This is a genomic window from Bradyrhizobium sp. YR681 (genome assembly GCF_000282615.1).
Taxonomy (GTDB): Bacteria; Pseudomonadota; Alphaproteobacteria; order Rhizobiales; family Xanthobacteraceae; genus Bradyrhizobium.
This window is the reverse complement of the sequence record NZ_AKIY01000273.1, coordinates 1-18217: the sequence shown is the minus strand read 5'-3', so window position 1 is coordinate 18217 and position 18217 is coordinate 1. Positions and strand designations below refer to the sequence as shown.

Here is an 18217-nt window from a genome sequence, read left to right as displayed (position 1 = left end):
GCCGGATAGTTGGGGGCGGTGCCGGCCGAATTGGCGCGACAATGCGCCGTTGAGACCATGGCCCGGCGGCAAATTCAAGGGTCGTTCACCCTCCCCTGACGGGGAGGGTGGCACCGAGCCTTACGCCGCCGCGTTCGGGAAGCGGTACTCCTTGAACTGATCGCGCAATGCGGTCTTCAGGATCTTGCCCGTGGCCGTATGCGGGATGCCGTCGACGAAGGCGACGTCGTCGGGCATCCACCATTTGGCGATCTTGCCGTCCATGTATTTCAGGATGTCCTCGCGGGTGGCCTGCTGGCCCTGCTTGAGCTGCACGATCAGCAGCGGACGCTCGTCCCATTTGGGATGATAGATGCCGATCACGGCGGCTTCCGCCACGGCGGGATGGCCGACCGCGAGGTTTTCGAGGTCGATCGAGGAGATCCATTCGCCGCCGGACTTGATCACGTCCTTGGAACGGTCGGTGATCCGCATATAGCCGGCCTCGTCGATGGTCGCGACGTCGCCGGTGTCGAAGAAGCCCTCCTCGTCGAGGATGTCGGTGTCGACGCGGTAATAGGCCTTGGCGACGGCAGGTCCTGAGACCTTGAGGCGGCCAAACGTCTTGCCGTCCCAGGGCAGTTCCTTGCCGGCATCGTCGGTGATCTTCATCTCGACCGCGAAGGGCGCGTAGCCCTGCATCTGCAGCACGTCGAGCCGCGCCTCACCGGCGGCGTTCTGGAACGGCGGCTTCAGCGCCGCGACGCTGCCGATCGGGCTCATCTCGGTCATGCCCCAGGCGTGGCGCACGTTGGAGCCCATGTCGAGGAAGGCCTTGATCATCGAGCGCGGCATCGCCGAGCCGCCGCAGATCACCATCTTCAGGTCGGGCAGCTTCAGATTGTTGGCGCCCATGTGCTGGAGCAGCATCAGCCACACCGTGGGAACGCCCGCGGTATGGGTCACCTTCTCGGTCGAGAGCAGTTCATAGACCGAGGCGCCGTCGAGCTTGGCGCCGGGCATCACCAGCTTGGTGCCCTGCGAGGGCGCGGAGAAGGCAATGCCCCAGCTGTTGGCGTGGAACAGCGGAACCACCGGCAGCATCGTCTCGGAGGCGCTGGTGCCGAGCGCGTCGACATTGTTGGCCATCAGCGCGTGCAGCACGTTGGAGCGATGCGAATACAGCACACCCTTCGGATCGCCGGTCGTGCCTGACGTGTAACACATCGCTGCCGCCGTGTTCTCGTCAAAGTCCTTCCATTTGAATTTGCCGTCGGCCTCTGCGATCCAGTCCTCGTAGGCCACCACATTCTTCAGCGTGGTCTCGGGCATATGCGCCTTGTCGGTGAGCACGACGTAGCGTTCCACGCTTGGCAGCTTGTCGGCGATCTTCTCCAGGACCGGAACGAAGGTGATGTCGGTCATCACGATGCGGTCCTGCGCATGGTTGATGATCCAGGCGATCTGTTCGGGGAAAAGGCGGGGATTGACGGTATGGCAGATGGCGCCGATCCCCATGATGCCGTACCAGACTTCGAGATGGCGCCAGGTGTTCCAGGCGATCGTCGCGACACGGTCGCCGAGCTTGATGCCGTCGCGCTCCAGCACCTGCGAGACCTTGAGCGCGCGCTTGTGGATTTCGCCGTAGGTGGTGCGATGGATCGGTCCCTCGACCGACCGCGTGACGACCTCCTGCTGGCCATGAATCCTGGCGGCGTGTTCGATGATCCGGTGGCAGAGCAGGGGCCAATCTTGCATCAGACCAAGCATTCAGACGTTCCTCCGAGTAAGGCTGGACTTTGTTATCGCTCTCAGCGCTGGGGCAAAGAATTGTCATGAGTTTTAGCCTGCCGGACTTTCGCCGCAAATGGTCTTGTCGCGGCTATATGTCCACCGGCGCGGCAATGGTTACCGCCGCGCTGGGGCTGACGCTCTTGCTTGGGGATCCGGCTGAGGCGCGGAAATATGCTGCGCCGCTCGATATCTTTGGCATTGCTGCACCACGGCCGCGCGCGACGGTTCATTCGGCCAAGATCCCGCTACCGAAACCGCGCCCCGAAGAGGCTCCCAAGGCATCGGAGGAGGCACCCCCAGAGGCGGATGGGAAGCCGTCTTCCGACAAGCCGAGCCCCAACAAGCCCGCCGAGGCTGCGCCGCCGCCCGAGAAGCAGCTCTCGGCTTGCCGCCTGGCGCTGACCGAGGAGATCGCGATCGCGCCCTCCATCCCCGATATCCGTGGCCCCGGCGCCTGCGGCGGCGAGGATCTGGTACGTCTGGAGGCCATCGTGCTGCCCGACAAGCGCAAGGTCGCGGTCAAGCCGGCGGCGGTCCTCCGCTGCACCATGGCGTCCGCGATTGCCGACTGGGTGCGCAAGGACATGGTGCCGCTGGCCACCAGCCTCGGCTCGACCATCAGCGATCTCGACAATTTCGACAGTTTTGAGTGCCGCGGCCGTAACCGTGTGGTCGGCGCCATGCTGTCCGAGCACGGCAAGGCCAACGCGCTCGATGTCCGCGCCATCAAGCTCGCCAACGGGCAGTCGATCGGTCTGACCGACCGCACCTTGTCGCGCGACGTGCGCGAGCGCGTGCTGCATTCGGTCTGCGCGCGCTTTTCCACCGTGCTCGGGCCGGGGTCGGACTGGTACCACGAGGACCACATCCATCTTGATCTGGCGCAGCGGCGCAACGACTACCGGATCTGCCAGTGGAACGTCTGGGATCCCCTGCCGCAGGTCGCACCGCTGTTGCCGGCGGAACGGCCCGAGGAGGCGCCGCCGCGCGAGGTCGCGGCCAAGCCCGAGAACAAGCCCGAGACGAACAAGCCTGAGGCAAAGGACGGAGCTGATGACGAGGCGGCGGAAAAATCTCCGGCGCCCAGGCAGAAGCCGGCGGACAAGCCGTCCAGGCCCGCAACAAAAAAGCGCCGGTGAGACCGGCGCTTTTGAATGTTCGCGATCAGACGGCGATCAGTAGCTGCCCGCCTGGCCGGTTCCGCCGGCGCCAAGCGCCAGACGCGAATTGTAGGGGGAGTCGCCATGCTTCGGCTCGAGCACCACGACGATGGTGCCGACCTTGACGCGATCATAGAGGTCGATCGCGTCCTCGTTGGTCAGGCGGATGCAGCCCGACGAGATCGAGGCGCCGATATATTCCGGCTGGTTGGTGCCGTGGATGCGGAACAACGTGTCTTTTCCGCCGGAGTAAAGATAGATCGCGCGAGAGCCCATCGGATTGTCCGGGCCGGGCGCAACATAGGTCGGCACGCCCAGGCGTGAAATTTCGCCCGGGGTCGGATGCCAGGCCGGCCACTCGGTCTTGCTGCCCACCTTGGCGATGCCGGACCAGGCCATCGCCTCTTCGCCGACGGTGATGCCGTAGCGGATCGCCTTGCCGCCATCCTGCACGTAGTAGAGATAGTGGTTGTCGGAATCGACCACGATCGAGCCCGGCGATTCCTTGCGGTGGTAGTCGACGATGGCGCGGCGGAACGGCTCGGCGACCGGGGTGTTTTCGTACCGGACCTTGGCGAGGAGTTCCTTGTCCTTCGGTTTGAAAGCCTTGGTGTCAGTCGCCTCAAAATGTGTGGCCTGCATGCAGCCCGACAGCATCAGGCCAGCGGCCAAAATACCCAGCTTAACTTTCAGCGACGACATGATTTGGTTCCAATCGACAACAACAAGCTTTTGCGGAGCTTGAGCCAAGCCCAAAACCACGACTCCGTTGGCCGCTATTATCGTTGAAATCTGCCACAATTCCAGCGTTTCGGACCCTTTCCCGCGCTGCAAGACCCCAGCTGTGGCTTTTTTGCCGCAAGTTTTGCGGCTTTGCGCGGATTTTCGGGCGCGGGCTGCCGAACTGTCGATTCCATGCCACGGTTGGGCCACGCCGCCGCCACAAATGCAAACGCTCCGTTAATGTGCTTGTCATCTTGAACTTGTCAGAATCGCGCTAAGGGCTGTCACTCTGTCGCAGGCCCCTGCTGGAGTTGTGCATGTTTTCTGTGTTCGTTCCCTCCGAGACCTCCCTCAGGAAGGCCGTCATCGAGGATCTCACGGCGTTGCCGGAGAACGCGGTCTGGATCGACCTCGTCAATCCGAGCGCGGCCGAGGACAAGGCGGTGGAGCGACTGGCGGGGATCGCCATCCCGACCCGGGAGGACATGCAGGAGATCGAGATTTCCAGCCGCCTCTATATCGAGAACGGCGCGCGCTACATGACGGCGACGCTGATGTGCCATTCCGATACCGACATGCCCCGGACCACGGCGGTGACCTTCATCCTCGGCGACCACCGCCTGGTGACGGTGCGCTACGACCAGCCAAAGCCGTTCGCCCTGGTCGAGGCCAAGCTGGCCCGCTCCTGCACCCCGGGCATCACCGGCGAAATGGTGCTGATGGAGCTGCTGGACGCCGTCATCGACCGCTGCGCCGACATTCTGGAGCGCTGCGGTGCCGAGATCGACCAGGTCAGCCACGACATCTTCGAGCCCGAGAGCGAGCGCCACGGCCACGCCAAGCAATATTCCCAGATCCTGATCTCGATCGGCCGCAAGGGCGATCTGACCTCCAAGGTGCGCGAGAGCCTCGTCTCGATCGGCCGCGTCGTCGCCTTCCTCTCGGCGGTGGTGGAAGGCGTGAAATGGTCGAAGGACATGCGCGAGCAGCTCAAGACCATGCAGCGCGACGTCTCCTCGCTGACCGACCACGCCTCCTATCTCTCGAGCAAGATCACCTTCGTGCTCGACGCCATGCTCGGCGTCGTCAATCTCGAGCAGAACAACATCATCAAGCTGTTTTCGGTCATGGCCGTTGTCCTGATGCCGCCGACCTTGATCGCATCGATCTACGGCATGAACTTCAAGGCGATGCCGGAACTCGAATGGGCGCACGGCTATCCGTTTGCGCTGGTGCTGATGCTGATCGCGGCCATCGTGCCGTACTGGATCTTCAAGTGGAAGAAGTGGCTGTGATACCTACCGAGACCTTACGGCGTTCGTAGAGACACCGTGCTTGGTGTCGCAGAATAGAGCGGGATTGCGGCCGCGCGGTGATGCGTGCCTGCCGCCCCAATTCCTCCGGTAAAATTTGAGCGGTGGGCTGAACGTTTGCGCGAAACTTGTCTGCGATAAGCAGTGCGTAGCCGCGAGGAACAACCATGGTTGAAAAACACATAACGTCGCCCCGCAACGTCATCGATCTGGCGCACTATCGTCAGACCCTGGCGAGCGGCAAGGCGTCGTCGATGTCGGCACGCCTGTGCCGGCACTGTGGTGCTCCGCTGCTCGACGGCGAGAACGACGACGACTGCTCGACTGCATTTGATGCCGCAGCTCCCCGGCTGCGTGAACAGTCGCGTCGCTTCCGCGCCGATTGAGAACGGAAGGTAAGGGCGATCCAGGTCTTGCGGCGGCTTTGTCTGGATCGCCTTGCTTCCCTGACGTTGTTTCCATCCGTCATTGCGAAAAGCTCTTGCGACGAAGCAATCCAGACTGTCTCCGCAGAGGCACTCTGGATTGCTTCACTTCGCTCGCAATGACGACAGCGTCTATACGTGCTGGCCGCCGTTGATGTGGATCTCGGCGCCGTTGACGTAGGACGAGGTCTCCGTGCACAGCACGTAGATGATCTTGGCGACCTCGTCGGGCGTGCCGAGCCGGTGCATCGGGATCTGCTGCTCCACGATCTTCTCGGTGCCCGGCGACAGGATCGAGGTGTCGATCTCGCCCGGCGCGATGGCGTTGACGCGCACGCCGACGCGGCCGAAGTCGGAGGCCATTTCGCGCGTAAGCGAAGCCAATGCGGCCTTCGAGGTGGCATAGGCGGCGCCCGCAAAGGGATGCACGCGCGAGCCCGCGATCGAGGTGACGTTCACCACCGAGCCCTTGGCCGCCTTCAATTCCTCGATCAGTCCGCGCGCGATCATGATCGGCGCGAAGAAGTTGACGTGGAAGACATGCGTCCAGGTGTCGAGATCGGTGTCGACCGAGCCGAGCCGCGAGCCGCCCGGGCCCTTCGGCGAGATCGCGGCGTTGTTCACGAGTGCATGCAGCATGCCGCCTTCGAGGCGGTTGCGGATGTCGGAGATCGCGCGGGTCGTGTCCTTGGGATCGGCGAGGTCGACCTGGATGTGGTCCTCAGGACCCGCATCCCAAGGGCAGTCCTCCGGGAAGGGATGCCGCGAGCAGGTGATGACGCGCCATCCCGCCGAGGAGAAGCGGATCACGGTGGCATGGCCGATACCGCGGCTCGCTCCGGTCAGGAGCAGCGTGCGGCGCGGCGCATTGGACGAATGCGGCATGGACATCCTTCAGGTCGGCCTAAACTTACGGATACATCCGCGTCTTGGACCACGGTTGGCCGGCCGCGTCACGGCGAAATTCGATACGGTCGTGCAGGCGGAACGGGCGGTCGTGCCAGAACTCGATCCGCGACGGTGTGATGCGCCAGCCGCTCCAGCCCGGCGGGCGCGGCACCTCGCCGATGACGTGCTTGGCCGCGACTTTCGCGATGGCCTGCTCAAAGGCGAAGCGGCTCTCCAGCTCTTGCGACTGCTTGCTCGCCCAGGCGCCGATCTGGGCCTGCTTGGGACGGGTGGCGAAATAGGCGTCCGCTTCGGCGTCGGTCACCGGCGTCACGTTGCCGCGGATGCGGACTTGGCGGCGCAGCGACTTCCAGTGAAAAAGTAAAGCGGCCTTAGGATTTGCGGCGAGTTCGCGGCCCTTCTGGCTGGCGATGTGGCTGTAGAAGACAAAACCCTCGGTATCGAAGCCTTTCATCAGCACCATGCGCACATCCGGCAGCCCGTCGGGATCGACGGTCGCGAGCGCCATGGCGTTCGGATCGTTCGGCTCGCTCTTGATGGCTTCGTTCAGCCAGGCCTCGAACAGCGCAAAAGGCTCGTCGGCGGCGGTGAAATCACCGGATGTTAAGGGTGTCTGGTGTTTCATCGAGGTCGTGTCGGTCATGTCTGGAGTCCGAGTTGCGTATCGCGGCCCAAAACGCGTTGTTGTCCGCTGCCGCCCTATATAGGGCATGGGGACGCGTTGGCCTATCGGCGATCGGGCCGTCCAGCTTTGCCATGACGATCATTCTGATCGGGCTCGGCGCCGGCGGCTGCAGCTTTTCCCGCAACGACAAGAATGCCTATGCCAAGGCCGACGATGCCGACCTGACCGGCTCGATCGCGCGGCCGGCGAAGGACGCACCTCCAACCGAGACCGATCTCGCCTTTGCCCGCAACGCCGCCTCCGACGTGCTGAGCAAGGGCGACAAGGATTCGAGCCAGCACTGGGAGAATCCCGAGACCGGGGCGCGCGGCTCGGTGACGCCGATCGCGCAATCCTACGCCGCCGAGGACGGCCGCAAGTGCCGCGATTTCCTGGCGAGCTACGTCAACGGGAGCACCGAAAGCTGGCTCCAGGGCGCCGGCTGCCAAAGCAGCCGTGGCCGTTGGGAGATTCATACGCTAAAGCCGTGGCGGAGCTGAGCATGATCCGGAGAAGTGGGAACCGGTTTTCCGATAAGATCATGCTCCAAACGTAGAGAATCGGCCGGCGACCCTAGTTGCAAAAATGCCACTCACCCCCCACATGAGGCTCAAGTGGGGCGGGGAGCCCTTTGAACAATTCGATTCCTTGAAGGAGACGTGACGGATGCGCGACCCCTATGAGGTCTTGGGGGTGCCGCGGAGCGCCAACGCTGCCGCCATCAAGAGCGCCTATCGCAAGCTTGCCAAGAAGCACCATCCTGACAGCAACAAGGATGACCCGAAGGCTGCCGAGCGTTTCTCCGAGATCAATTCGGCGAACGAAATCATCGGCGACGAGGACAAGCGCAAGCAGTTCGACCGCGGCGAGATCGACGCCGACGGCAAGCCGCGCTTCCAGGGTTTTCCGGGCGGCGGCGGGCCGCGCGGGCGCGCTGGCGCGGGTCCTGGCGGGTTCGAGAGCTATTCGTTCCGTTCCGGCGGCGGCCCCGGCCAGGGGGGCGGCGCGTTCGAGGACATCCTCAACAGCATGTTCGGCGGCGGGGTGCGCGGTGCGCGGCCCGGGGCCGGCGGCGGGCAGTTCGAATTCGACACCGGAGGGGTCGGGCTCGATCTCGACGTGAATGTCGCCATGAGCGTCTCGCTCGAAGAGGCGGTCAAGGGCGGCGAGAAGCGCGTCCGGCTGCCGACTGGCAAGGAGCTCAACGTCAAGATTCCGGCGGGGGTCACCGAGGGCCAGCAGATCCGGCTGCGCGGGCAGGGCGAGAGCGCCCATGGCCACCCGCCCGGCGATCTCCTGATCACCATCAGCATCGCGCCGCACCCCTTCTTCAAGGTCGAAGGCGCCGACTTGCGGATCGACCTTCCGGTCACGCTCTACGAGGCGGTGCTCGGCGGCAAGGTCCGCGTGCCGACCCTCGGCAATGCCGTGGAGCTGTCGGTCCCGAAAAACACCTCCAGCGGCCGGACCTTCCGTCTCAAAGGTAAGGGCTTGCCGAAAACCGGTGGAACCGGGGATCTCTTTGTCACCATCAGGATTATGCTACCGGACGGGAACGACGCCGAGCTTGAAGCATTGATGGAAAAGTGGCGGGACCAGCACCCCTACAATCCACGTAGCGGGCTTGGTTAGGGCGAGATCGAACTGAAGGGGTTCTCCTAAGGTCTACGGCATCCTCTTTGCAGATGATGCTCATCATATCCCTGAGGCGTGGTAGCGCTTCATGTGCTCGACGTGTCGGCTGTCCGGCGGGGCAGCCGATAAAAAGGTGCGGCCTCGAGAGGGGGACCAGCGCGGTACCAAAAACCCCAATCGAGGCCGCCCGCGTCGATCGGCGGATCGAACGCTGCTCATTTTCGCGTGATCATCCGGTGCGATAATGAGACGCGCCGATGTCTTGATTCCAAATTTTCAATGTCGGAATCGAGGCACCGACTTGATGCGGTTGTCTAGGTGCCGTTTTTCTCTGCCTGGTCGTACACGGCCTGCGCCACCTTGGTCAGCCGTTCGCGGTCACCGCCGCCGCTGACGACGTAGCCGACGCCCCGCTCGGACCAGAACAGCGCGCCGTCCTTGTCCGTCCTGGCGTAGCGCATCTGCGTTGCACCATTCTCGGTCTTGGCGGTGTAAATCGTGTACCGCTCGCCCGAGGCGCCCTCATACATCAGGAACGACGCCGGACCGTTCGGTCCCGGCAGGAGCCGGCCACCGACCAGCTTCAGCCCGCTCGTCTCCAGGTTCGGCGCGAACACGGTCCAGCCGCAGCGCCTGGTCAGCCAGGCCTGGAGGTGGTCCCGCTCGTTGCCGCCAACCTCGACGGGGTGGCGGACCTCGACGACATAGAGGCGATGGGCGTCGAGCGCATCCGCCGTAAAGCTCTGGAAGACCGAGGGCGCGTTGGCGGCGCCATGTGCGACCCAGCCGGCCGAGCCGCCGGCGACGAAGGCCACCAGCACGGCTGCGGCGGCGCCGTAGAGCCATTGCCGGGGACGGCGCTCCAGCCGCTCCAGCTCCAGCCGCGCCGGCACCGGCTCCTGGGCGATGGAATCGTAACGGGCGTGCAGCATCTCGGCCATGGTGCGCCAGGATTGCACCCGCTCGGCATCCTCGGGGTGGGCGGCAAGCCAGGCCTCGACATCGGCGCGGCGCTCCGCCGGCAGCTCGCCATCGACATAGGCGTGCAGCTCGTCCTCGGTAATGGGAATATTGCGGTCGTTCATATCGGTCGTCTCTGGCTCTGCGGCCCAAAATATCTTTCGTGACTCGACTTCGCTCGCTTCGTCTGGCTGCGGGCGGACGCTACGCGATGCATCAATCCTGCCATCATTTCACCCGCCTGAGCGCCGGGCGCTCACCCTCCAGCGAGGCTTTAACGTGGGCACGGGCGCGTGCCAGGCGCGACATCACGGTGCCGATCGGCACGCCCTGGATGTCGGCGACCTCGCGGTAGCTCATGCCCTCGAGCATCACCAGCAGCAGCACCGAGCGCTGTTCCTCGACCAGCGTCGAGAGGGCCCGCTCGATGTCGCGCCCTTCGGCTTCGGTCCCGCTGGCATCCGGGTTGTTCTCCGTCAGCTGCGTGAATTGCGGCCGCCTTGCCAGCGAGCGCCGCCGATTCTTGTTGAGGTTGGTCAGGATCGTATAGAGCCAGCTCCTGACGTCGCCTCCGAGAAACAATCGCTCCGAACGGAGCGCACGCACCAGCGTGTCCTGAACCAGATCGTCGGCCGCATCCGCATCGCGCGTGAGCGCGCGGGCATAGCGGCGCAACGCCGGGATCATGGCTTCCACGCTTTGGCGAAACGCACTCATGCCGTCTTCGATGTCCTGCCGTTCGGCGCAAGCGCCACAACCATCATAACACCCGAACGGAACGGCTATTCCGGCGCTCGAAACAGCGTTAACGCCGCGTATTAGGACTGTACCGCGCGGGAGGGCTGGTGTACCTCCAGACCTGAACGGGAGCCACGGGACGTTAGCAAAATGGCGCAGAATTCAGGTCTGATGCAGGGTAAGCGCGGGGTGATCCTCGGCCTTGCCAACAACCGCTCGATCGCCTGGGGCATCGCCAAGGCATGCCACGCGGCCGGCGCCGAGCTCGCCTTCACTTATCAGGGCGATGCGCTGAAGAAGCGCGTCGAGCCGCTCGCCGCCGAGATCGGCGGTCTCGTGCTCGGTCATTGCGACGTCACCGATGCCGCGACCATCGACGCGGCGTTCGCGGTCTTGCAGGAGAAGTGGGGCAAGATCGACTTCCTGGTGCATGCGATCGCCTATGGCGAGCAGCTCGACGGCCGCTATGTCGACACCACGCCGGAGAACTTTTCCAAGTCGATGCTGATCTCCTGCTACTCGTTCACGGCGGTGGCGCAGCGCGCCGAGAAGCTGATGACCGACGGCGGTTCGCTGATCACGCTCTCCTATTACGGCGCCGAGAAGTGGATGCCGCATTACAACGTGATGGGCGTGGCGAAGGCGGCGCTGGAAGCCAGCGTGCGCTATCTTGCCGCCGATCTCGGCGAGAAGAACATCCGCGTCAACGCGATCTCGGCGGGGCCGATCAAGACGCTCGCGGCATCGGGCATCGGCGACTTCCGCCATATCCTGAAGTGGAACGAGAACAACGCGCCGCTACGGCGCAATGTCTCGACCGAGGACGTCGGCGGCAGCGCGCTGTATCTGCTTTCCGACCTGTCGCGCGGCGTCACCGGCGAGGTGCATCACGTCGATTCCGGCTATCACGTGCTCGGCATGAAGCGCCCGGACGCGCCGGACATTTCGTTCGGCAGCAAGGACTGACATCTCACTCGGAATGCCCGTGCCCACGATCTATTACCTTCGCCACGGCGAGACCGAGTGGAATGCACTCGGCAGGCTTCAGGGCACCAAGGACATTCCGCTCAATGCGCGCGGGCGTGACCAGGCCATGCAGGCCGGCGGCGTGCTGGCCGATCTCTTCAAGCGTGACGGCACGGACAGGACGGCGCTGCCTTACGTGTCGAGCCCGCTCGGCCGCGCACGCCAAACCATGGAACTCGCGCGCGGCAAGCTCGAACTGCCGGTCGCCGATTACGCGCTCGACGATCGCCTGCGCGAGATCGGCTACGGCAGCTGGGAAGGGCTGACGCTGGCCGAGAGCGAGGCGGCCGATCCCGAAATCTATGCCAGGCGCCTCGCCGACAAATGGACGGTGGGCCCGGCAGGCGGGGAGACCTACGCCGATGTGCAGGTCCGCGTCCGCGCCTGGTACGACCAGCTCCGCACCGACACGGTCGCCGTCGCCCATGGCGGCACCTGCCGGGCCCTGATGGTGTCGCTCGGCCTGGAAACGCCGGCCAGCGCCGCCGAGCTCTATATCGAGCAGGGCGCCGTCTACGTGTTCCGCGAGGGACGGCTGGAGAAGTATAGTTAAGCCAGTCCCGGTTGTCCTTGCGGTTTGACCCCCGGGCCCCCGCACGTTACCACACGCCGGAACCGAGCGAGCAGCGATGTCCTTCAACACCTTCGGCCACATGTTCCGCGTCACCACCTTCGGCGAGAGCCACGGGGTGGCGATCGGCTGCGTGGTCGACGGCTGCCCGCCGATGATCCCGCTCACAGAGGCCGATATCCAGGGCGATCTCGACCGCCGTCGGCCCGGCCAGTCGCGCTTCACCACCCAGCGCCAGGAGCCGGACCAGGTGAAGATCCTGTCGGGCGTGATGGCGCATCCGGAGACCGGCGTGCAGGTGACGACGGGTACGCCGATCGGCCTCCTGATCGAGAACACCGACCAGCGCTCGAAGGACTATTCCGAGATCAAGGACAAGTTTCGCCCGGGCCATGCCGACTTCACCTATGAGGCGAAGTACGGCCTGCGCGACTATCGCGGCGGCGGCCGTTCCTCGGCGCGCGAGACCGCGACGCGCGTCGCCGCCGGCGCCATCGCGCGAAAGGTGCTGCCCGACGTGAAGGTGCGCGGCGCACTGGTGCAGATGGGCCCGCACAAGATCGACCGCGACAAATGGGACTGGGCCGAGGTCGCCAACAATCCGTTCTTCTGTCCGGACAAGGACAAGGCCGCGTTCTTCGAGGCCTATCTCGACGGCATCCGCAAGAGCGGCTCCTCGATCGGCGCGGTGCTCGAGATCGTCGCCGAAGGCGTGCCGGCCGGCCTCGGCGCCCCGATCTACGCAAAACTCGATTCCGATCTGGCGGGTGCGATGATGACCATCAACGCCGTGAAGGGCGTCGAGATCGGCGCCGGTTTTGGCGCGGCCGAACTCACCGGCGAAGAGAACGCCGACGAGATGCGCACCGGCAATGACGGCACCCGCTTCTTGTCCAACCATGCCGGCGGCATTCTGGGCGGCATCTCCACCGGACAGCCGGTGGTGGTGCGTTTCGCGGTGAAGCCGACCTCGTCGATCCTCCAGCCGCGTCTCACGGTCGATCGCAACGGCGCCGACACCGAGATTTTTACGAAGGGCCGCCACGACCCCTGCGTCGGCATCCGCGCCGTCCCCGTCGGCGAAGCCATGATGGCCTGCGTGCTGGCAGATCACTTCCTGCGCGACCGCGGGCAGGTCGGGCGATAGAGGGGCAATCTCTTCACCTCTTCCGGCGGGAGAGGTGAAGCACAGCGCGATGATCCTTCATGTCGCGGTACCAGCCCACCGCGCAGCTTGACGTCTCCACAACTTCGTCCGCAAATGCGGACATGCAAAACTCCGAGATCCAGCGCATTACCAACTGGCTGATCGACGGCGCGAGGTCGTCCGGGACCCCGTCGCAAATGATCGCCGAGGTCTGCGAGCATCTGGTCGCGGCCGGCCTGCCGCTGTCGCGCTTCGGCATCTTCATCCGCACGCTGCACCCGGAAATTTTTGGCCGCAATTTCATCTGGCGGGAGGGGCAGAAGGTCGAGATCGGCACCGTCGATTTCGAGATCCTGGAGACGCCCGAATTCGCCAGGAGCCCGCTTCGGATCGTGTTCGAGGAGGGGCTCGAGGTCCGCGGCCGGATGGACGATCCGGACAGCAAGCGGTTTCCATTCCTCGACGACATGCGCGCCGAAGGCGTGACCGACTATTTCGCGGTGCCGATGCCCTATCTCGACGGCTCGATCCACGCGACGAGCTGGGTGACGCGGCATCCCGGCGGGTTCAGCGACGGCGACATCGATGCGATCCGGACCCTCGTGGCGCCGCTCGCGCGCGTCAGCGAGATCATCAGCCTGCGCCGCACCGCCGAGATGCTGCTCGACACCTATGTCGGCAACCGCGCCGGCGCGCGCATCCTCGGCGGCCAGATCCGCCGCGGCCACAACGACACCATGCAGGCCGCGATCTGGCTGTCGGATCTGCGCGGCTTCACCGCGCTGTCGGACCGGCTACCGGCCGAGACCGTGGTCGAGATCCTCAACCAGTATTTCGACTGCCAGGTCACCGCGATCCGGGGCCATGGGGGCGAGGTGCTGAAATTCATGGGCGACGGCTTGCTCGCGGTGTTTCCGATCGACGAATATGTCGGCGATGCCACCCATGTCTGCGCGCGCGTGCTGGAAGCCGCGCGCGAATCCCGCGCCAGCGTCGAGGCGCTCGCTTATCCCGTCGGCGAAATCGTCGAGCGCTTCCGCTTCGGCGTCGCGCTGCATGTCGGCAACATCCTCTACGGCAATATCGGCGGCGGCAACCGCCTCGACTTCACCTGCATCGGCCCCGCCGTCAATCTCGCGGCGCGGCTGGAGAAGATCGCCGGCCGGTTGGGGCGAACCGTCGTGGTCTCGGAAGTCTTCGCCAATGCCTGCCGCCACGACTGGCGCGAGCTTGGCGAGTTTCCGATCGCGGGATTTTCCAAGGCGCAGCGCGTGTACGGGTTAGCGGAGGAGACGCCGGTGGTGATGGCTTAGGGCACGGCATCGAAGGTCCACCGCCTCCGCTCGGTCGGCAGGATCCCGTCGCTATACGGCCGCCGCCACGACCGATTTGAGCGGTACATCCAACCGATAGGCAAATCCCCTCGGCTCATAGGCGAGGTGTACCTGGCCGCTCAATTGCTGACCGAGCGACTCGATCATCCGGGTGCCGAAGCTTCGGCGTGTTGGCGGCGCCACCGGGGGACCGCCGCCCTCGCTCCACGTCAAGCGCAGCCTCTGCCCGATGTCGTCGACCGTCCACGCGATGTCGACATGGCCGGAGGAGTTGGATAGCGCGCCGAATTTGATGGTGTTGGTACACAATTCATTGAACGTCATCGCGAGCGCGATGACGGCACCGGAGGTGATCCTGATGTCCGGCCCATTGAAATGGAAGCGTCTGCCTCCTTGAACATCATAGGGATCGGTAGCGCCGCTGAGGGTATGCGTGAGACTGGCATTTGCCCAACTGACCTGCATCAGCAGATCGTGAGCCCGTCCCAAGGCCAGCAAGCGGCCTTCCATGGCTTTCTGCCCATGCTCCAGATTGATTGCGCCGCGGAAGCTCTGGGATGCGATCGCGCTGACCGTAGCAAGCGTGTTCTTGATGCGGTGGTGCAATTCCCCAAGGATGAGCTTTTGTAGCTTGTCGGCGGCGTCGCGTTGCTGAGCTTCAATGCCTGCTTGAGCAAGCAGGATCTTGGCGTCAGTACCCGCTTGCTCCAGTAAAAGGCGAAGGTTGTCGTTCTCCGCCGCCAGGATGGCCTCTTGCGGCGTGCGGAGGATCTGGAGTGCTTCCTCGGCGGTGACCGCTGTCGTGCTCGGGACGATCTCCAACGCGCCCACGCCGATCATTGCCTGCAACTGGGCGATCATGTCCTCGACTGACAGCGGCTTGCGAAAGAAGCGGCTGTCTGCGGGCGTTTCAGCGTCAGAAGGCTTCACCTGACCGGAAACCAATACGATCTTGATCGAGGGCCAGCGGTCGTGCACTGCGTGGGCCAGCTTCAGGCCGTCCATGCTGCCGGGCATCTGGATATCGCTGAACAGGAGCGATATGTCCGACCGCGACTCGAGAATTGAGATGGCTTCGTCGGCGTTGACGGCCTCCACTGACCGGAATCCCGCATCTTCGACGATGTCGACGGCGCGCATCCGCAATATCATCTCGTCTTCGACGACGAGAACGTTCGGCAACGGCGGTGAAGTTGTTGACATCTGACCCATGACACTTTCCTGCAGCAGCCGACAAGATCAGCATGCGCTTGCGATTGTTGGTCTAGCGGCGCGCCGTCACCAGACGAGCTTCTCGAACGAGGATATCGGACTGGCTGTTACGCAGGCAGGATGCTTCGAAGTTGGGCCAGACTTGGCCGGGGCAATTTCGGGCGACGGGATGGATCGCCAGTCGATCTGCTTTTGCCAAAGCGACGGATTCTCGCGCCTTCACCTCAGGGGCGAAACCGGGCAACACGATTGCTGACACTCCGAGGAGCGCGAATATCGCGAGTGCGACAAGAGATTTCATCATTCGGGGGCTACTTTGGCTGCGGGCTGCTCCCTCTCCGTTTGGGGAACATGACTACAACAACCAAAATGAAATATCGTTCATTATTTGCAACTTATATTTGAGGCCTCCCGACGCCGCTCTTGGCCCGGACCTCGCTTGACGTGAAGGATGTCGCCAACCGGATCGGCTTTGTCACGACTTCGGCGCTTTCGGGGAGGGCGAACTCATCCAGTTATGAATGTGCGAGGCCGTTTCGCTCAATCGCGCCGCTTTGAGAAGCGCTTCCCGCTGGACTCCCGGCGGAGCCTCCTCGGCCCGGCGACGGGCCTCGTCCGCCAATTGGGCAAGGCGATCGCTCAGGGGGATGTGTCTCTTGATCGGGTTTCGCAAGGAGGTGGCTCCGCATATCGGCGGGAGCGCGAGAAGCTCTCAGTCACCGATGGATGCCGTCAGACGCCGGTGATGGCTCATCATGCGCTTATTCATGGTTCATGGATACCAAATTCCGCAGAGCACCATGGGTCGCCAAAATCAACAGAGCGCGCCACGGACGGCGCATCTGAAGCAGCAGCCGGTGTCGCAGGCACCACCGGCCGCCGTGTGCACGCACTTCAATAAGCCACCTTCATCGCCAGTGTCGCGATCACGATCATGATGGCGCCGCCGACGCGGGTGGCGATCTGGGCGAAGGCCATCAGGCCCATGCGATCGGCGGCGCCGAGAATGGCGACGTCGCCGGTGCCGCCCAGGCCGGAATGACAGGCGGTGACGATGGCGGCTTCGACCGGAAACATGTTCAGCCATTTGCCGACGAAGAAGCCGGACGCCACCATCGCCAGCACCGTCGTGGTGCATACCGCGATGTAGCCGGGATTGAACGAGGCCACGAGCTGCTGCCACGACACCAGCAGCGTTCCCATCGCGACCAGGATCGCGAAGGTGAGGTTGGTCGACATGAACTTGTTGATCTGGTAGGCGCCGAGCTCCATCTCCGCCGGCAGCAGCTTTGTCAGCTTGAGCGCGACCGCCGAGACGATCATCAGGATCGGGCCGGGGATGCCGGTATAGGGCGCGAGCACCATGCCGAGCACGAACAGCACGCAGGACAGCACGATGCCGGCACCGAGCAGGCCGAGATCGATCGGACGATCGGCTCGGGCCGGACCGAGGATGTCGTTGTCGCCGGTCTTGACGAGGATGCCCTGGCCGGTGAGGTCGCGGCGTTTTTCGCCGAGGCGAGCCAGAAGTCCGGCCGCGACGATCGCGACGACGTTGCCGAGCAGGGCGGCGGGCACCATCTGCGCCACGAGCTCGGCCTGCGGCCGGTGCAGCATTTCCGCATAGGCGATCGACAGCGGCAGCACGCCTTCGGCAAGGCCGCCGCCGATGATCGGGATGATCACGAAGAAGAACGTCTCCTTCGGGCTGTGGCCGAACAGCAGGCCCACGGCGATACCGGCGGCGATGGCGCAGAGCGTGCCGACCAGCAGCGGCACGAACATCCGGATGAAGCCCTGCACCAGGACGCGGTGGGGCATGCCGAGGATCGAGCCCGCGACGAGGCAGGCGATGAAGAAGTACTGGAAATTCGCGGTGCGGAAGGTCGTCGTGATCGCCTTCAGCGCGGTCTCCGGCATCAGGCCGTAGCTGACCAATGCGGCCGGCACGAACAGGCACAGGATGGCGGTGCCGCCGATCCGCTTCAACACCGGAATGGTCTGACCGAGCTTGCCGAGCAGGAAGCCGAGCAGCATCAGCACCGAGAGCCCGCCGATCACGTCGTTCGGGAGCTTTCCGGTGTAGATCGCGGCCGCGCAAACGAGTGCGGCGGCAAGATAGACCGTGATCGGCAACGGGCCGATCTTGAGCGCGGCGAGCGTCGATGGCTGCGTCGTTTCCTCGAGCTTGATGGTGGTGTCGGTCAAGAATGCCTCCCTTTGTCGTTTTGGTTTGATTGGCCCGGCCTGCGCTCAGAACCAGGGATTGTCCGCCCTGTGCCGCACCTCGAAAGCGCGGATGTCGTCGGCAAAGACGAGCGTGGAGCTGATCGCGTCACGGCCTGTGAGGAACGCCTCCTTCCGCGCGGGCTCGATCGCGAAGGGCACGGTGCCGCCGCCGTCGATGCGGATGGTCTGCTGCTCGAGATCGATGGTGAGCCGGTTGCTTGCGGGATTGGCGACGATGTCGGCCAGCGTGGCGACCGTGGCCGCATCCAGGCTGATCGTCAGCAGGCCGTTATTGGCACAATTGTCGTTGAAGATGCCGGCGAAGGTGGTGCCGATCAGGGCGCGGATGCCGAGCTGCCGGAGTCCCCAGACCGCATGCTCGCGGCTCGAGCCGCAGC

19 protein-coding genes are annotated in these 18217 nt (G+C 64.2%); 9 read left to right on the top strand and 10 right to left on the bottom strand.

Features of this window, described 5'->3' with window-relative positions:
* Window positions 1–120: 120 nt before the first annotated feature.
* Window positions 121–1749 (bottom strand): fatty-acid--CoA ligase, encoded by a 1629-nt coding sequence (locus PMI42_RS29960; protein ID WP_008141514.1) that lies wholly within the window; start codon window positions 1747–1749, stop codon window positions 121–123.
* Window positions 1750–1814: 65 nt separating this feature from the next.
* Here PMI42_RS29960 and PMI42_RS29955 point away from each other — a divergent pair, with 65 nt between their 5' ends.
* The gene (locus tag PMI42_RS29955; protein WP_008141511.1) at window positions 1815–2912 is read left to right on the top strand and encodes an extensin family protein; all 1098 of its coding nucleotides are present in this window, start codon (window positions 1815–1817) and stop codon (window positions 2910–2912) included.
* A gap of 36 nt (window positions 2913–2948) precedes the next feature.
* Here the strand turns inward: PMI42_RS29955 and PMI42_RS29950 are convergent, their stop codons facing one another.
* Complete coding sequence (locus PMI42_RS29950; RefSeq protein ID WP_008141509.1) at window positions 2949–3635, bottom strand: L,D-transpeptidase; 687 nt, start codon at window positions 3633–3635, stop codon at window positions 2949–2951.
* A gap of 338 nt (window positions 3636–3973) precedes the next feature.
* Here PMI42_RS29950 and PMI42_RS29945 point away from each other — a divergent pair, with 338 nt between their 5' ends.
* Together PMI42_RS29945 and PMI42_RS38190 are read left to right on the top strand one after the other, a co-directional pair.
* Window positions 3974–4951 (top strand): magnesium transporter CorA family protein, encoded by a 978-nt coding sequence (locus PMI42_RS29945; RefSeq protein WP_008141507.1) that lies wholly within the window; start codon window positions 3974–3976, stop codon window positions 4949–4951.
* 185 nt (window positions 4952–5136) lie between these two features.
* A complete protein-coding gene (locus PMI42_RS38190; protein WP_008141505.1) occupies window positions 5137–5355 on the top strand; it encodes a hypothetical protein in 219 nt (72 codons plus the stop codon).
* Window positions 5356–5526: 171 nt separating this feature from the next.
* On the opposite strand, the gene PMI42_RS29940 is transcribed toward PMI42_RS38190, so the two are convergent.
* Window positions 5527–6279: an SDR family NAD(P)-dependent oxidoreductase gene (locus PMI42_RS29940; protein ID WP_008141503.1), complete on the bottom strand. Its 753-nt coding sequence runs from the start codon at window positions 6277–6279 to the stop codon at window positions 5527–5529.
* A gap of 25 nt (window positions 6280–6304) precedes the next feature.
* Complete coding sequence (pdxH, locus tag PMI42_RS29935; RefSeq protein WP_008141501.1) at window positions 6305–6946, bottom strand: pyridoxamine 5'-phosphate oxidase; 642 nt, start codon at window positions 6944–6946, stop codon at window positions 6305–6307.
* A 113-nt stretch (window positions 6947–7059) separates the two neighbouring features.
* On the opposite strand from pdxH, the gene PMI42_RS29930 reads away from it, so the two are divergent.
* Window positions 7060–7467, top strand: a complete 408-nt coding sequence (locus PMI42_RS29930) for an RT0821/Lpp0805 family surface protein (protein WP_008141499.1) — start codon at window positions 7060–7062, stop codon at window positions 7465–7467.
* A 166-nt stretch (window positions 7468–7633) separates the two neighbouring features.
* Window positions 7634–8599, top strand: a complete 966-nt coding sequence (locus PMI42_RS29925) for a DnaJ C-terminal domain-containing protein (RefSeq protein ID WP_008141496.1) — start codon at window positions 7634–7636, stop codon at window positions 8597–8599.
* 317 nt (window positions 8600–8916) lie between these two features.
* Here the strand turns inward: PMI42_RS29925 and PMI42_RS29920 are convergent, their stop codons facing one another.
* Together PMI42_RS29920 and PMI42_RS29915 are read right to left on the bottom strand one after the other, a co-directional pair.
* Window positions 8917–9687, bottom strand: a complete 771-nt coding sequence (locus PMI42_RS29920) for an anti-sigma factor family protein (RefSeq protein WP_008141493.1) — start codon at window positions 9685–9687, stop codon at window positions 8917–8919.
* A gap of 103 nt (window positions 9688–9790) precedes the next feature.
* On the bottom strand, window positions 9791–10279 hold the full coding sequence (locus PMI42_RS29915; protein WP_008141491.1) for a sigma-70 family RNA polymerase sigma factor: 489 nt from the start codon (window positions 10277–10279) through the stop codon (window positions 9791–9793).
* A gap of 171 nt (window positions 10280–10450) precedes the next feature.
* On the opposite strand from PMI42_RS29915, the gene fabI reads away from it, so the two are divergent.
* The 4 genes from fabI to PMI42_RS29895 all read left to right on the top strand — a co-directional run bounded on the left by fabI (window position 10451) and on the right by PMI42_RS29895 (window position 14357).
* Window positions 10451–11266, top strand: a complete 816-nt coding sequence (gene fabI, locus PMI42_RS29910) for an enoyl-ACP reductase FabI (protein ID WP_008141488.1) — start codon at window positions 10451–10453, stop codon at window positions 11264–11266.
* Window positions 11267–11279: 13 nt separating this feature from the next.
* Window positions 11280–11879 carry a histidine phosphatase family protein gene (locus PMI42_RS29905; RefSeq protein ID WP_008141486.1) on the top strand — a complete coding sequence of 200 codons (600 nt, stop codon included), beginning with the start codon at window positions 11280–11282 and terminating at the stop codon, window positions 11877–11879.
* Window positions 11880–11955: 76 nt separating this feature from the next.
* Entirely contained in the window at window positions 11956–13044 is a 1089-nt protein-coding gene (gene aroC, locus PMI42_RS29900) for a chorismate synthase (RefSeq protein WP_008141484.1), read from the top strand.
* Between the two features lie 122 nt (window positions 13045–13166).
* Complete coding sequence (locus PMI42_RS29895; RefSeq protein ID WP_008141482.1) at window positions 13167–14357, top strand: adenylate/guanylate cyclase domain-containing protein; 1191 nt, start codon at window positions 13167–13169, stop codon at window positions 14355–14357.
* A 51-nt stretch (window positions 14358–14408) separates the two neighbouring features.
* Here PMI42_RS29895 and PMI42_RS29890 read toward each other — a convergent pair whose 3' ends face one another.
* From PMI42_RS29890 to PMI42_RS29880, 4 genes are all read right to left on the bottom strand, one after another.
* Window positions 14409–15590 carry a sensor histidine kinase gene (locus PMI42_RS29890; RefSeq protein WP_008141480.1) on the bottom strand — a complete coding sequence of 394 codons (1182 nt, stop codon included), beginning with the start codon at window positions 15588–15590 and terminating at the stop codon, window positions 14409–14411.
* A 52-nt stretch (window positions 15591–15642) separates the two neighbouring features.
* Window positions 15643–15894, bottom strand: coding sequence for a hypothetical protein (locus PMI42_RS40560; protein ID WP_081502967.1), 252 nt, complete (start codon window positions 15892–15894; stop codon window positions 15643–15645).
* 590 nt (window positions 15895–16484) lie between these two features.
* Window positions 16485–17798 (bottom strand): 2-hydroxycarboxylate transporter family protein, encoded by a 1314-nt coding sequence (locus tag PMI42_RS29885; protein WP_008141479.1) that lies wholly within the window; start codon window positions 17796–17798, stop codon window positions 16485–16487.
* Window positions 17799–17843: 45 nt separating this feature from the next.
* Window positions 17844–18217, bottom strand: a 374-nt coding sequence (locus PMI42_RS29880) for a 3-isopropylmalate dehydratase small subunit (protein ID WP_008141478.1), incomplete at its 5' end; no start/stop codon positions are given.